The following is a 14000-nucleotide window of genomic DNA, read 5'->3' on the forward strand; positions in this document are numbered from 1 at the left end:
CTATTTTGCCGCTAACATTGTTGACATTCCTTGTACTTGGCGGCTATTTTTCTTATCAATTGTTCCATTATGAACGGGAGCGGCTCTTTTATGAACAACAGCTCCATTTGCTTGAATTGGAAAATGCACTGCAGTTGGCGATTTTGGATATTCTTGCAAGCGAGGGAGAAGACATAGGAGACAAGCACTATCCAATGGGGACGGTGTCGATTGTGCAGCAGGCTAAGGAGGACAAAAGCGTTTATGAGTTTGAAGCGACTTTGAAGAACGGTGCTACAAGAAAGGCGCGGGTGACTGTCAATGCCGATTGGAAAATGGTTGCATATGAAGAAGGGCTGTAAATTTGTCTGAATGGCATACAAACTGGTTACACTAACAGTGAGGTGAAGCAAGGTGACATTCCAGGATTTGTTGAAGTTTGCGACACAGGAAGCGGTGAAGCGAATGGAAAAACCGAAAGCCATACGGCAAGAGGAGCGCAGCAAAAGAAAGGCGGAAAAACAACCGCTCTCTAATTGGGCATTCGGCGTCTTGCCGATGGCTGTTTCAATCGCCAGGCGCCGGTTGAAAGAAGGAAGGCGCGGTTAGCGTTTAAGTTGTCGATAAAATCACTCAGACTGATAGAAAGCGCTTGTCAGCTGAGACGCGAAACTGAGTGAAGATGCGAATAGAACAGGAAGTCATAAGCAGTAGTTTTCTTGCGCATGGAACAACAGTCTCAAAGCATCTGAGCGAGGGGAGCAACAAAGGATCGAGCGTTTGTCTACAGTCTGAGGCTTTCCCGTGCTTCCTTTTAAGAAAGCATTTACAAAAAATCGGCTTAGCGTATATAATGAAAGAGATGATCGCTTAAAGAAGGAGGGCAAAGAGCATGGATCGCATGTTTCGGGTTTTAGGATTTTGGACGGGCATATTTGCGGTATTATTTTATATTGGGCATATGAATGAAATGGCTTTGCTGTTTTTTGCGCAAACCGTCATTTTGATTGCGCTAGGCTATCTAGGGCTGTCTGAGAGGGTATATGTTTATATTTTTGCTGGCTATTGCACGTTATTTTTTGTTGGTTTCACGTATTATTCCGTGTTTATCCTTGTTCCAAGTTTCGGACATTAACCTACATATGCAAAAATAAGCTGCTTTACATTTGTAAAGCAGCTGTTTTAATAGCCGTTCAGAAACGGATTGTGGTCCATTTCTTGGCCAATCGTTGTCAACGGCCCATGTCCAGAAGCGACAATGGTTTCTTCTGGGAGTGTTAGCAGTTTGTTGTGTATGCTTTGCAATAATAGTTCGTGGTTGCCGCCGAAAAGGTCGGTTCGGCCAATTCCTTGTTGAAAGAGGGCGTCGCCAGAAAAGACAATGTTTTCATCAGCAACATAGTAAGACACGCTCCCAGGAGAATGGCCAGGCGTATGAAAAAGCTTGAAAGAAAAAGAACCGACTTTCAGCGTGCCTTCGTCCTTGAGCAAGTGATCTGCAGGCTTTGTTTTAATCGGCTCTCTTCCCATTCGAGCTGAACCATTTTTCACAGGGTCTAAAAGCCATTGTTTTTCTGCGTCATGAAGATAGACAGGACAGGCAAATGCTTGTCTGACTTCTTCTAGTGCGCCAATGTGGTCAAAATGAGCATGTGTAAGCAAAATCGCCTGTGGTGTTAATTTTTGTTCGCGTATCCAGTTGACAAACGCAGCTCCGTCGCCGCCTGGGTCAAACAGTACAGCCTCTTTCTCCTCGTTGTAGAGGACATAGGCATTTGTTTGTAAAGGGCCAAGGGGAATTTGTGTATACATGTCTGCCTCCTAACGTTTTCTTTATGTTCTACGATACATCGTAAAAACGTGATTCTGCAAGGAAGGCGACTCGACAAATGGCATGAAAACGGGTACAATAAAAACGACCATACATACTAGTAAATGGAGGCTTTCGCTATGGTTTTAGCCATCTTGTTTCTCTTAATCGCCATTCTGTCTGTCTTTGGCGGAATTGTGAGCGTAAAAAGGAAAAATTTCTTTGCTGCTGGCTTTAGTGGCGTGGCTGTTATCGTATTTGGATTTTTTTCAATTGCAACATTGTACGCGATTATTTTTCAAGGCACCGGCGTACCTCTCGAATAAGAACGTACAAAACAGAAGCCCATTTCCGTCCTATTCGGAAATGGGCTTCTAGCATGTACATGATTAATGGAACATTTGCTGATGTAAATAAAAGATGCCGCCATTGACGAGAGACACATTGATTCTCGGTTCATATAATTCTTTTAACGCTTGTTTCTCAGCGACGTAGCTTTCTGGTTTGTCTTCTTCTTGCTCATAAAAAGCTTCAAGCAATGCATCATCGCTTTCCCAACGCTCCATTGCCGATTTCGCCCAATCCTTTGGTTCTTGCTCAGCAAACGTACGAATCATTTTTTGCAGGCGCTTCATTCCTGACTCGACCCGAATCATTGGTGATAATGTAAAACAATAATCTGGGATTTTGGGTGTGAGTGTTAGAGACTCAAGCCTTTCAAAAAACTGTGGCACAATTTGTCCGTGGATGAGGTTTAAGCCAAGCGAAAGCAAGACATCTTTTTTGCGGTCGCATTGAAACGCCACGTTGGCATTCATACAAAGCCATGGATGTAAAGGATGTGAGCTTTGCCCTACAGGCTGTTTTTGTTCATACATACGGACGAATGCGCCAAGTTTTTTGGCCGATTGGAAAATTTGTGCTAACCGGACTGAACCAAAATGAACCGGTTCGCCTTTAATGTTTTCTGGACAGCGGTTGTTGTCCGTAATGAGTGTTAACGTCATCGGATTTGGCACACCGCCAGTCTTTTCTAAATAATGCCAGTAAAAAGGGCGGTTCATCAGCTCTTTATCCAGCTCAACCGAGAGCTGGACTTTCAGGTGACTTGGCGATTCTTCTAGAATCGGACTGTCATTTGCAAGAAAGTAACGACGCAAATATTGATGGATATCAGGCGGTCTCATGGTCGTCGTCCTCCTTTCCTTTTTCAGCCCGGAGTTCTTCTTGTGCGTCCGTCATAATGGCAGCTAAGTGATCAAATTTAATTTTCATTTCACCATCTGAAGTAGACTGAGCCATGACGGATTGAACGTACTCTTCTATTTCAGGTAGATCAATTCTTGCTAAAATGTCATCTAATTCACCGATCACGGACTCAAACAAATGGATTTTCTCGTAGAGCAGCTCAAGAATATGTTGCTCAACTGTATGTTGGACAGCAAAATTATAGATGCGTACATCATGCTCTTGGCCTAGGCGATGCAAACGGCCGATTCGCTGTTCGACACGCATGGGATTCCACGGCAAATCATAGTTGATAATATGGTGGCAAAATTGAAGGTTGATTCCTTCTCCCCCTGCCTCAGTAGCGATCAGCACTTGTGCATGTTTTTGGAATAGCTCCCGCATCCAGTCTTTTTTGCCACGTTTGAACCCACCGCGAAAGGGCACGCTTGTAATGCCATGTTGTTTTAAAAACCATTGCAAGTACAATTGGGTGGCGCGGTATTCGGTAAAAATAATGACTTTGTCATCAATTTTTTGAATCAATTCGAGTGCTTTTTCGGCCTTGGCGTGGCCATCAACTGCTGTCGCGTCGTTGAGCAATTCGACAATTGCCCCTGTCTCTTTCCCCTCTTGTTCATATTTATCAATCATGTTTTTCAGCGTAACAAAGACAGCTTCGCGGCTAGAGCATAATTCTCGCTTCAACGTAAGCAACGTAAAATGGTTGATCGTGCCGTGTAACGATTCAAGTTTTTCATAAAAGTTCCGTTCACTTTGGCTAAAAGTAATCGGCACTGTATTAACGACTCGTTTGGTCCATTCAATCCCTGTTTCCTCACGGCGGTTGCGAACCATTACTTTTTGGATGAGAGCACGGAGCTGTTCATCATTTTTTGCAGAACGGTTATTGGCCCGATATTGTTGTTTAAAGCTCTCGATATTGCCAAGGTGGCCGGGCTTTAGTAAAGACACTAAATTAAAGATTTCCTCCAGCTTGTTTTGCACAGGCGTTGCTGTTAACAGCAGGCAAAATTTCTTTTTCAACAAACGGATAAACTCGTAGTTTTTTGTTTTTGGGTTTTTTAGTTTATGGGCTTCGTCGATAATGACCATATCGTATGGCTGGGCGAGCACAATCTCACGGTGCGGCTGGCGTTTTGCAGTGTCAATTGAGGCGACGACCACGTCGCATTGCTCCCATACATATGCTTTTTTTTGCGGAATCGCAGGAATGTAAAATTTGCTGTTTAGCTCGATCGCCCATTGTGACACGAGTGAAGCTGGCACTAAAATAAGCGCTTTTTTGACAAGGCCGCGAATCATGTACTCTTTTAAAATAAGACCAGCTTCAATCGTTTTCCCTAATCCGACTTCGTCTGCGAGAATCGCCTTGCCATTCATTTTTTCGATCACGGTTTGCGCGGCTTCAAGCTGGTGCTCATAAGGTTGTAAAGCAGGCAAATAACGAGGCGCAAGCAATCCTTGAAAGTCGGGGATTTGCTCATGTTGCTCTGCTTCATATGCGAGTTTGAACGTTTCAAAGTTAGACCATGGCCCGTCGTCGGCCAAACGTTGTAAGAACCGAACATTCCAACTGTCGTCGAAGTTAATGTTAATATCCAAGTCGGTCACATCCTTTATTTCTTGGAAATTGCCGCCGTATTTTTCAAAAAATCTGTTGCGAAACGGACGATCGGTTGTTAGGATAAGAAGTGAACATGTCGTCTGTTTAGTATGTACATATTCCAATCATTTGATTCGGCAAACGCAACTGAATAAAGCGGATGATGGTAAAGGGAGAGACTGGGCATTTACGCCCAGCGCCGAAGGAGCAAGCATTTTGCGAATCTCTCAGGCAAAGAAGACTTTTACTTGACGCATCTCTGGAGAGCGCTTTTTATAAGCCACCTACGAAGACAATTCGGCTTTTGGCCGAGGGAAACTTTCTGGTTCAAGGACAGGGCATACACAGCTTGTGTTTGCCGTGTCCTTTTTTCGTCTATTGAGGGGATTTACATGGCTCAATGGCATGGATTAAAAATTGAGGAGGGTTCTTTATGGAGAATAAGCTGTTGCGAACACCGCTTTATGAACTTTACGCTCAGGCAGGAGCGAAAACGGTTGACTTTGGCGGCTGGGAATTGCCCGTTTCCTTTTCAGGAATTAAAAAAGAGCATCACGCCGTTCGGAACGCTGCTGGGCTTTTTGATGTATCCCATATGGGAGAATTGCTGGTGGAAGGGCCTGATGCATTAAACAGTTTGCAAGCACTAGTAACGAACGACTTGTCGAAATTGCAAGATAACCAAGCCCAATACAATGCAATGTGCACGGAATCAGGGGGGACGGTTGATGATTTAATTGTTTACCGCCGCAATCAAAATGCGTATTTGCTTGTGCTCAATGCTGCTAACATTCAATCAGATATTGAATGGATTCGCTCCCATGTATCGGGGCAAGTGACCCTTACCGACATATCAAATGAAACAGCTTTGCTAGCTGTCCAAGGCCCGCAAGCATTAGCGGTTTTGCAGACGTTGACGGATGAGCCTTTGTCTGAGATTCGCCCGTTTCGCTTTAAAGAGAACGTTATGTTCGCATCGATACCTGTTTTAGCTTCTAGGACAGGCTACACAGGCGAAGATGGCTTCGAGCTTTACGTAAAGGCAGGCGATGCGGCTGAACTTTGGCGCGCGATTTTAGCAGCCGGCGAACCGTTTGGTCTTCTGCCATGTGGGTTAGGAGCCCGTGATACGTTGCGATTTGAAGCGCGGTTGCCATTATACGGGCAGGAGCTGACAAAAGACATTAGCCCAATTGAGGCTGGCATCGGTTTCGCAGTTAAGACTGATAAACAGGCTGCTTTCATTGGACAACAAGCGCTTAAAAAGCAAAAAGAACAAGGGCCGAGCCGCAAGCTAGTCGGAATTGAAATGGTGGATCGGGGAATTCCAAGGACTGGGTACCGTGTCTTTTATCAAGGGCAGGACGTCGGCTTTGTCACGAGCGGCACGCAATCGCCAACGCTTGGCAAAAATGTCGGCCTTGTGCTTGCCAAAGCTGATGCAGCGGCCATTGACACTGAAGTTGAAGTAGAAGTACGAGGCAAACGCCTCCGTGCTCGAGTCGTAAAAACGCCGTTTTACAAGCGTACGAATTAGGAGGGGTAACCGTGAATACACACCGCTATTTGCCGATGACAGAGGAAGATAAGAAAGAAATGCTTGCTACAATCGGTGTTGATTCGATTGAGGCGTTGTTTGCCGATATTCCAGATTCGACCCGTTTTAAAGGCAAACTTGCTATAGAGGCAGCGTTGAAAGAGCCAGAATTAATTGCTCATTTCCAAAAGCTTGCTGATGAAAACCAATCGATTAAAGCGTACACGTCCTTTTTAGGAGCAGGAGTTTACGAGCATTATACTCCGTCGATTGTTGACCATGTGATTTCTAGGTCTGAATTTTACACAGCTTATACGCCGTATCAACCGGAAATTTCCCAAGGTGAGTTGCAAGCGATTTTTGAATTTCAAACAATGATTTGCGAACTAACTGGCATGGATATTGCCAACTCTTCCATGTACGATGGGCCTACTGCGCTTGCTGAAGCAGCGATGTTATCGTGTGGGCATACAAAAAAGAAGACGATTCTTGTTTCAAAAGCTGTCCATCCAGAGGCACGTGCGGTTTTGAAAACAAATGCGTACGGGCAACGTTTGAATGTCATAGAAATTGATGCTAATGCGAATGTGACTGATATCGAGTCATTAAAGGCGGCTTACAATGAAGATGTTGCTTGCGTCATTGTCCAACACCCTAACTTTTATGGCAACCTTGAACCTCTTGCTGAAATCGAGGAAATTGTCCATCAAGGTAAAGCGCAATTTGTTGTTTCGAGCAACCCGCTTGCCCTTGGCGTCTTAAAGCCTCCTGGCGACTTTGGGGCGGACATTGTCGTTGGCGATGCACAACCGTTTGGGATTCCGGTTCAGTTTGGAGGACCTCATTGCGGCTATTTTGCGACAACGAAAAAATTAATGCGTAAAATTCCTGGAAGGCTCGTAGGGCAAACTGTCGACGAAGAAGGGCGGAGAGGTTTTGTTTTGACGTTACAAGCCCGTGAACAGCATATTCGCCGTGAAAAAGCAACCTCCAATATTTGTTCAAATCAGGCGCTTAATGCATTGGCTGCATCTGTTGCGGTGACTGCCCTTGGCAAGCAAGGTGTGAAAGAAATGGCAAAACAAAATGTGCAAAAAAGCGCCTATTTAAAAAAACAGCTTACCCTTGCAGGTGTAGACATAGTAGGCGACGGGCCAACATTTAATGAATTTGTCATCAACTGCGGACAGCCTGTCAAAGACGTAAATCGCAAATTGTTGGAAAAAGGGATGATTGGCGGTTTTGATCTCGGCAGTGTTGAGCCAGAACGGAACGGACAAATGCTCGTTTGCGTGACAGAACTGCGCACAAAAGAAGAGTTGGATTTCTTCGCGAATGAAATGGGGGCGCTCGTATGACACAAGCAAAAGATGTCGCATTGATTTTTGAATTAAGCAAACAAGGACGCATTGGCCATAGTTTGCCTGACTTGGATATTGAAGAGCAGCCGCTTGAATCTCTGCTCCCTGAAGCATATGTACGTGAGGAAGAGCCTGAGCTCCCGGAAGTGTCGGAGTTGCAAATTATGCGCCATTACACAGCCTTATCAAAACGAAACCATGGCGTTGACTCCGGTTTTTACCCACTTGGTTCGTGCACAATGAAGTACAATCCGAAAATTAATGAAGACATTGCCCGCTCGCCTGGTTTGGTGCATGTCCATCCTTACCAGCCGGAGGAGCAAGTACAAGGATCGCTGAAGATGCTCTATTCGTTGCAAACAGCACTTGCGGAAATTACAGGCATGGATGAAGTGACATTGCAACCAGCTGCAGGAGCCCATGGTGAATGGACAGGGTTAATGATGATTCGCGCTTATCATGAGGCGAATGGCGATAAGAAGCGTACGAAAGTGGTCGTTCCTGATTCGGCCCATGGGACGAACCCAGCCTCGGCCACTGTTGCTGGCTTTGAATCAGTAACAGTACGTACAAACGAAGCAGGGCTTGTCGATTTAGACCATTTACGTGAAGTGGTCAACGAGGAAACGGCTGCCCTTATGCTGACCAATCCGAATACGCTTGGCTTATTTGAAGCAGACATACAGGAAATGGCTGATATCATTCATCGTGCAGGAGGAAAACTGTACTATGATGGAGCCAACTCCAATGCGATACTGGGGATCGCTAGACCAGGAGATATGGGTTTTGATGTAGTCCACTTGAATTTGCATAAGACATTTACAGGTCCACATGGGGGCGGTGGTCCAGGCTCAGGACCAGTTGGCGTCAAAAAAGAACTGGTTCCCTTTTTGCCTAAGCCAGTGTTAATCAACGACGGCGGCTTTTTCCGTTTTGATGCTGATCGGCCACAATCGATTGGCCGTGTAAAACCGTATTACGGGAATTATGGCATTAACTTGCGCGCCTACACGTATATTCGCACAATGGGCCCAGATGGATTGCGACAAGTCTCTGAAAACGCTGTGCTAAATGCCAATTATATGATGCGCCGGCTAGAGCCCTATTATGATTTGCCGTATACGCAACATTGTAAACATGAATTTGTCCTATCTGGCAAACGCCAGAAAAAACTTGGCGTACGGACGCTTGATATAGCGAAGCGGCTTCTTGATTTTGGCTATCACCCGCCTACTATCTATTTTCCGCTTAACGTCGAAGAATGTATGATGATTGAGCCAACTGAAACGGAATCAAAAGAGACGCTGGATGAGTTTATTGAAGCGATGATCCAAATTGCTAAAGAAGCAGAGGAATCGCCAGAACTTGTCCAAGAAGCGCCACACCATACGGTCATTAAGCGCTTAGACGAAACACTTGCAGCGCGCAAACCGATTTTGCGTTATGAAATGAAAAAAGAAACAGTCTAAAATGAGAAAGCAGCCGAGGCGCAAGGGGCCTGGCTGCTTTTTTCAAAACAAGTTGTGCATTATTTCTTTTTGACTTTGCCTGTCCAGTTGCGGAAGCCGCCTTTTAAATAAGAAATGTCTTGGACGCCCCGCTTTTTCCGCAGCAGTTTTGCCGCTTGTTTGCTCCGTGTGCCCGATTGGCAATACAGATAGACAGGCTGGTCTTGGCGGATTTCGTTTAACCGCTGCCGTATTTGTGAGAGCGGAATATTACGCGCTCCTAAAATATGGCCACCCTCATATTCGCGTGTTTCCCGCACGTCAATTAGCTGTGCTTTGCGGTAGCCTTTAATAAATTCGTCTTGGCTCAATGTCTTCAAATACTTCGGTTTGTAAAAACGAGATGCAATAAAAACGATGAGCACAACTGTGAGGACAATAAGAATGATTGTTTGTGCATCCATAATATGAGGCTAGATTCTCCTTTTGCAATATCAACTATCATTATTATAAGCGCGGGTCTCATTTTTTTCAATAATTGTAGCAGACAGGAGAAATGGCTTTGACGCTTACGGAGAATTCCTCAGTTTGGTAAACTAATAGAGGAATGTAGCACACTAGGAAAAGGAAGCGATTTTATGAGTGAAGTATGGCGCTTTATCGATTCAAAAAAACAAGGGCCCGCTTATAATATGGCCTTAGACGAGGCGTTGTTGAATTGGCACAGCGAAGGAAAAATCCCCCCGACTATTCGTTTTTATGGCTGGGAACCGGCGACGTTGTCAATTGGTTATTTTCAGCGTGTCGCCAAAGAAATTCGAATGGAAGCTGTTAGAGAAAAACAGCTCGGCTTTGTGCGCCGCCCTACGGGAGGGCGTGGCGTGTTGCATGAACATGAGTTAACGTATAGCGTGATTGTGTCAGAAGCCCATCCAGCTATGCCAAAGACGGTTACAGAAGCATACCGCGTCATTTCCACAGGGTTGCTTGAAGGATTTAAAGCATTGGGCCTCAATGCTTACTTTGCTGTTCCTGACAGCGAAAAAGAGCGTGAGGCATTAAAGAAGCCAAGGTCTGCGGTTTGTTTTGACGCCCCGTCCTATTATGAATTAGTCGTGGAGGGGAAAAAAATAGCCGGGAGTGCGCAAACGCGGCAAAAAGGCGTGATTTTGCAGCATGGCTCAATTCTTCTAGATATAGACGAAGAGAAATTGTTTGATTTATTCCAGTATCGAAGCGACCGGTTGAGAGAGCGGATGCAGCGCGCTTTTTCGCAAAAGGCCGTTGCGATTAACGCCCTTAGAAAGGAGCCTGTCACATTAGACGAGGCAAGCCGAGCGTTTAAACAAGGGTTCGAGAAAGGCCTAGGCATTCAATTGGTCCCTTATCAGTTAAGTGAATCGGAAGAAAAGGAAGTCCAATCGTTAGCGAAAAGCCGTTACGAGAGCGATGAATGGAACTTCCGCCGTTAGTTCGCTACTTGAATGGCCGAATTGGGCTATGCTAAGATAAACGTTGACTCTTTTTGAAAGCCTGGTGGAAAGGACGTGTTGCTTTGCAATACGAAAAAGAACGCGCCGCTTATATACATGCATTTATAAGGACAAAACAAGCAATGCTCCGTGAACAACTGGAAGGCGTAGCGGGCGATGAAATGGAATTGAAGGAAACGTTTTGGGATCATGTCACCGTCAACTTTTCCAATAGCCACGAGATTCAAGAGACGATCTCCAGCATTAAACAACAAGCAGAACTTTTAAATGAACGGGAACGTAGTGGCGCACTAATTAAAAAACAAATGCGGACGTTGCGGCGGTTAGCTGATTCTCCCTACTTTGGCCGAATTGATTTAAAGATCGAAGGAGAAAATCAGGCTGAACCGATTTACATTGGCATCGCCTCGCTAATGGATGAAAACGATAGCGATTTTCTCATTTATGACTGGCGTGCCCCGATTTCTAGCGTCTATTATGATTCAGAAATTGGCCCTGTTACCTATACGGCGCCAGCTGGTACAGTCAAAGGGGTGTTAGAGAACAAGCGACAATATGTGTTTCGCCGCGGCGAGTTAAAAGCCATGTTCGATACATCGCTTGCGATTGGTGACGAACGTTTAAAGGAATCTCTTGGCGAAGGCGCTTCCCGTTATATGAAAACGATTGTTTCCACGATTCAAAAAGAACAAAACCAAGCCATACGTGATGAAAAAAGCCGGTATTTGGTTATACAAGGAGTGGCAGGCAGCGGAAAAACGTCTGTGGCAATGCAGCGTGCTGCTTATTTGCTTTTCCGCCATCGTTCTCACATTGAAGCAAACCAACTTGTTTTGTTTTCGCCGAATGAGTTGTTTTCCAGTTATGTGTCGACTGTTCTTCCTGAGTTAGGCGAAGAAAATATGAAGCAATTGACGTTTCGTGGTTACCTTTATAAGCGACTTGGGCGTGTGTATGAAGTAGAAGACGGATTTGCCCAGCTTGAATATATACTAGGCGCAGATAAAGGCGAGTTGTACCGAACGCGAATGAGAAGCATTGCTGTAAAATCAGGGCGTGCATTTAAAGAAAAACTGGATGCTTTTATTGAAAAGCTGAAAGAAGGGGGACTATTTTTTAAAGACGTCCGTTTTCGCAAAAAGACACTGATACCAAAAGAAGATATTGAAACGTATTTCTATTGCTTGGATCATGGCATTCCTTTGCAAAATCGGCTTAGGCTCACTGGGGAATGGTTGTTAAAAGAGATCGCCAAACAAGAAGGGAAAGAACGTTCTGAAGCATGGGTCGAAAAAGCCCGTGAGCTGTTAGACAATGAAACACTGCTGCGAACGCACTGGGAAGTAGAAAAGGCAACTGCGAACGAAGAGGAGTTCGGTGCCCAAGAAAGACAAGAACAACTTATTGCTAAACAACTGGTGCGCGAGGCGTTTGAGCCATTGAAAAAGCGGATAAAAGCGCTCGCTTTTATTGATAGTGAAAAGCTATACGAACAATTTTTATTTGATGATTGCCATCGGGATACGGACGGATTTGCTGCCGTTGCCTTATGGTCTAGCAGTGAAATTAGTAAAAAGCGGATGCCTTATGAAGATGCAACGCCGTTTCTCTATTTACAGGACCGTGTTAAAGGGTTACAAGTAGACCGGTCCATTAAACACGTCTTCATTGATGAAGCACAGGATTACACTCATTTTCAGCTCGTCTATATGCAAATGCTCTACCCAGCCGCCCATTTTACAATTGTCGGCGACGTCAGCCAGACGCTTTATATCCACGGGCCAAACCAAACAGGCTTAATCGGTGGCGACGAGGCTGATGTCAAATACATGGCGTTCTATAAAAGCTACCGGTCTACTGAAGCCATTATTCGTTTTGCTCGGGAGATGCTGCCGAATCCAGAGGAGATTATCCCATTTGAACGGCCTGGTGATGTGCCTGTTTTGGTGAAGGGAACAAGCCGCCAAGCTTTAATAAAGCCTGTTAAAGAATGGGTCGAACAAATGGGAGAGAGAGGCTACAGGACGGTTGCCGTAATCGTCAAAACGGCGAAAGAAGCAAACGATGTCCATGCCCAGCTGAGCGAATGGCTCGATATTCAGCTTGTGGCCAAAGACCATCATGAATACAAAGAAGGAGCAGTCGTTTTGCCTGTTTACTTGGCGAAAGGCATTGAATTTGATGCAGTCGGCGTATTTGATGCGTCTGCAAGCCATTATGCTTCTTCCCAAGAACGGTACCACCTTTACACAGCATGCACGCGGGCGATGGACCACTTAACCGTTTTTGCCGCAGGCGAATGGTCGCCATGGCTGAAGCCGATCCCGTCCCACCTTTATGAAGAAAAACAAGCGCTCTCCTAAACGGAAGCGCTTGTTTCAGCCTGTAGACAAACGCTCGCATACTTCGTCATTTGTCTCGGTCATATGTTCATGAACACTTGTTCTATTCACATCTTCCCTCGCCTGCACTCCTCGTCTGACAAGCGTTTTCTATCAGTCTGAATGATTTTGTCGACAAAGTCGACAAAATCAAGCGCCCTCCTAAACGGGGGCGCTTGTTTCGTTTTTAATGTGCGCTGCAAGTGCTTGTTGCAGTTTTCTTGTTACAGGGCCGACGGACAGTGTAGCGACTACATCGCCTTTGAACGTATGGACAGGCGTAATTTCAATCGATGTGCTAGTAATGAACGCTTCTTCCGCGTGGGCAAGCACTTCTTTAGGAAACGGCTCTTCCACAACATCGATCCCCATGTTCTTAGCAATCGAGATGATTTCCTGGCGTGTAATGCCATTTAAAATCAAATTGTTTGCCGGATGTGTGTATAAAGTCTCATTGTTGACAAGAAATAAGTTAGATGAAGATCCTTCTGTGACCGCATCATCACGGTAAAGCACCGCCTCTGCACAATCGTGGTCGCTTGCTTTCCGTTTGGCGAGGACATTGCCTAGCAAGTTGATGGTTTTTATGTCACAGCGGAGCCAACGGATATCAGGCGTTACATAAACGGAAACGCCCTTTTCCTGGCTTGCTTGCATCGGCTTATCAGGGAGTGCAAAGCCAGTTAAAACAGGCGTTTCTTCACGGGTATACAAATGGTTGCGAGCGCCTGCCCCCCTTGTAAATTGGACGTAAACAGAGCCATTTTCGATTTTTTCGGTGTTCTTGTAATCGTTTAGGCGGGCTGCCAACGTTTCTTTTTGATAAGGAATGCGCATGTCGAGTTTTTCTGCGCTGGCATACAACCGGTCTAAATGAGCATCGAGCGCAAAATAACTTCCTTCATAAATGCGTACAACTTCATAAATGCCATCACCGAAATGGTACCCGCGGTCATTGTATGAAACATGGGCCTCTGTTTCAGGGACGATGGAGTCATTCACGATAATATGATTCATTTTTAGCCCTCGTTTCCTATATTTTCTTCTTGACGTCTCTTCTATTTTCCAAAAAGAACGCTTGTTTGTCAATGGGAGTAATGAAATTCATTCTAGATACACATTCTATAGGAAAATAAA

At 45.2% G+C, this 14000-nt stretch carries 14 protein-coding genes and 1 riboswitch; of the genes, 9 read left to right on the forward strand and 5 right to left on the reverse strand.

From position 1 onward, the window contains the following. Positions 1 to 5 precede the first annotated feature (5 nt). From comGG to BC8716_RS15215, 3 genes are all read left to right on the forward strand, one after another. Positions 6 to 341 (forward strand): competence type IV pilus minor pilin ComGG, encoded by a 336-nt coding sequence (gene comGG / locus BC8716_RS15205; RefSeq protein ID WP_157730461.1) that lies wholly within the window; start codon positions 6 to 8, stop codon positions 339 to 341. Between the two features lie 52 nt (positions 342 to 393). Beyond that, complete coding sequence (locus tag BC8716_RS15210; protein WP_094427009.1) at positions 394 to 588, forward strand: YqzE family protein; 195 nt, start codon at positions 394 to 396, stop codon at positions 586 to 588. 283 nt (positions 589 to 871) lie between these two features. After that, positions 872 to 1114 (forward strand): DUF2626 domain-containing protein, encoded by a 243-nt coding sequence (locus BC8716_RS15215; protein ID WP_011247343.1) that lies wholly within the window; start codon positions 872 to 874, stop codon positions 1112 to 1114. Between the two features lie 47 nt (positions 1115 to 1161). On the opposite strand, the gene BC8716_RS15220 is transcribed toward BC8716_RS15215, so the two are convergent. Beyond that, positions 1162 to 1791, reverse strand: coding sequence for an MBL fold metallo-hydrolase (locus BC8716_RS15220; RefSeq protein WP_094427012.1), 630 nt, complete (start codon positions 1789 to 1791; stop codon positions 1162 to 1164). A gap of 138 nt (positions 1792 to 1929) precedes the next feature. Here BC8716_RS15220 and BC8716_RS15225 point away from each other — a divergent pair, with 138 nt between their 5' ends. Continuing rightward, positions 1930 to 2115 (forward strand): DUF2759 family protein, encoded by a 186-nt coding sequence (locus tag BC8716_RS15225; RefSeq protein WP_011247341.1) that lies wholly within the window; start codon positions 1930 to 1932, stop codon positions 2113 to 2115. Positions 2116 to 2178: 63 nt separating this feature from the next. Here the strand turns inward: BC8716_RS15225 and BC8716_RS15230 are convergent, their stop codons facing one another. Then, the gene (locus tag BC8716_RS15230; protein ID WP_094427014.1) at positions 2179 to 2976 is read right to left on the reverse strand and encodes a YqhG family protein; all 798 of its coding nucleotides are present in this window, start codon (positions 2974 to 2976) and stop codon (positions 2179 to 2181) included. Further along, a complete protein-coding gene (locus BC8716_RS15235) occupies positions 2963 to 4642 on the reverse strand; it encodes a DEAD/DEAH box helicase (protein WP_094427016.1) in 1680 nt (559 codons plus the stop codon). The genes BC8716_RS15230 and BC8716_RS15235 overlap by 14 nt, the downstream gene beginning before the upstream one ends. A 161-nt stretch (positions 4643 to 4803) precedes the next feature. Next, positions 4804 to 4897: riboswitch (glycine riboswitch) on the forward strand. 179 nt (positions 4898 to 5076) lie between these two features. Here BC8716_RS15235 and gcvT point away from each other — a divergent pair. Genes gcvT through gcvPB form a run of 3 tightly spaced genes read left to right on the forward strand, consistent with a single transcriptional unit; the run spans position 5077 to position 9010 of the window. Beyond that, on the forward strand, positions 5077 to 6180 hold the full coding sequence (gene gcvT, locus BC8716_RS15240) for a glycine cleavage system aminomethyltransferase GcvT (RefSeq protein WP_094427018.1): 1104 nt from the start codon (positions 5077 to 5079) through the stop codon (positions 6178 to 6180). Between the two features lie 11 nt (positions 6181 to 6191). Then, positions 6192 to 7538 (forward strand): aminomethyl-transferring glycine dehydrogenase subunit GcvPA, encoded by a 1347-nt coding sequence (gcvPA, locus tag BC8716_RS15245; protein WP_257251890.1) that lies wholly within the window; start codon positions 6192 to 6194, stop codon positions 7536 to 7538. Beyond that, complete coding sequence (gene gcvPB / locus BC8716_RS15250) at positions 7535 to 9010, forward strand: aminomethyl-transferring glycine dehydrogenase subunit GcvPB (protein WP_094427021.1); 1476 nt, start codon at positions 7535 to 7537, stop codon at positions 9008 to 9010. Before gcvPA ends, gcvPB begins: the two co-directional genes overlap by 4 nt. A gap of 59 nt (positions 9011 to 9069) precedes the next feature. Here the strand turns inward: gcvPB and BC8716_RS15255 are convergent, their stop codons facing one another. Continuing rightward, positions 9070 to 9453: a rhodanese-like domain-containing protein gene (locus BC8716_RS15255; protein ID WP_062749385.1), complete on the reverse strand. Its 384-nt coding sequence runs from the start codon at positions 9451 to 9453 to the stop codon at positions 9070 to 9072. Between the two features lie 174 nt (positions 9454 to 9627). Here BC8716_RS15255 and BC8716_RS15260 point away from each other — a divergent pair, with 174 nt between their 5' ends. Both BC8716_RS15260 and helD read left to right on the forward strand, forming a co-directional pair. Next, a complete protein-coding gene (locus tag BC8716_RS15260) occupies positions 9628 to 10461 on the forward strand; it encodes a lipoate--protein ligase family protein (RefSeq protein WP_094427023.1) in 834 nt (277 codons plus the stop codon). 83 nt (positions 10462 to 10544) lie between these two features. Beyond that, positions 10545 to 12845 carry an RNA polymerase recycling motor HelD gene (gene helD / locus BC8716_RS15265; RefSeq protein WP_094427025.1) on the forward strand — a complete coding sequence of 767 codons (2301 nt, stop codon included), beginning with the start codon at positions 10545 to 10547 and terminating at the stop codon, positions 12843 to 12845. A 180-nt stretch (positions 12846 to 13025) separates the two neighbouring features. Here helD and dat read toward each other — a convergent pair whose 3' ends face one another. Further along, positions 13026 to 13880, reverse strand: coding sequence for a D-amino-acid transaminase (gene dat, locus BC8716_RS15270; protein WP_094427027.1), 855 nt, complete (start codon positions 13878 to 13880; stop codon positions 13026 to 13028). Between the last annotated feature and the right edge of the window lie 120 nt (positions 13881 to 14000).

The organism is Shouchella clausii (assembly GCF_002250115.1).
In the GTDB taxonomy this organism is placed as follows: Bacteria; Bacillota; Bacilli; order Bacillales; family Bacillaceae_D; genus Shouchella; species Shouchella clausii.